The sequence below is a fragment of the Pseudoalteromonas sp. S554 genome, from assembly GCF_005930865.1.
Classification (GTDB): domain Bacteria; phylum Pseudomonadota; class Gammaproteobacteria; order Enterobacterales; family Alteromonadaceae; genus Pseudoalteromonas; species Pseudoalteromonas marina.
This window is the reverse complement of record NZ_PNDV01000020.1, coordinates 1-579: the sequence shown is the minus strand read 5'-3', so window position 1 is coordinate 579 and position 579 is coordinate 1. Positions and strand designations below refer to the sequence as shown.

Here is a 579-nt window from a genome sequence, read left to right as displayed (position 1 = left end):
CCTGTAAGGTTGGTTGCCTTTTCAGCGTAGCGAATAATCGCGATGCTGGGGAGGAGGCTCAATGAGTATCAAGAAAACCCAGCGGACAGCATAAAGCTGCCGCTGATTTATGCGTTATGCGTACAGGAGGTTTCAGGTAAATGGAAAGTTTTATCCCTTTAATTTTTTTATCTATGCTTGTTTTTGTTCAAATAAAAAAATTCAAAGATATGTGTAAGTATTTATCTTATACCTACCCAGAAGAATGGGAAAAATTATCTCATACCTCTTTAGGTGGTTCTCAGTGGTCTGTTACAAATGCAAATTTAAGCGAATCACTTAAAACAGGATTTTTTTCAACCGTAGCCGATGAAAAAGTAAGACGGTTCGAAAAATTTAGATTATTTAATATGTACTTAATGGGTGCAGTGGTATTGCTACAATTAGCCCTAGCATATTTACAGTAATGTACGCATAACAAACAAATTAACAGGACAAAAAACAGTTGGCTGTTTTCGTTCCTCAACATTTTAGCCAACAATTTTTTGCCCGTTATTAGGGCGTTAGCAAGCAAGGAAATCTCGGTGAAATACTCACTAT

Annotated in this window: 1 protein-coding gene; it reads left to right on the top strand. The window is 36.6% G+C overall.

Annotation, left to right across the window (positions count from 1 at the left end; all coding sequences use genetic code 11):
• Positions 1-140 precede the first annotated feature (140 nt).
• Entirely contained in the window at positions 141-446 is a 306-nt protein-coding gene (locus CWB65_RS05080) for a hypothetical protein (RefSeq protein WP_008127173.1), read from the top strand.
• Positions 447-579 lie beyond the last annotated feature (133 nt).

Excerpts from the sequence above, each read along its gene's own strand:
- CWB65_RS05080 (WP_008127173.1), top strand. The coding sequence starts at position 141 with ATGGAAAGTTTTATCCCTTTAATTTTTTTATCTATGCTTGTTTTTGTT.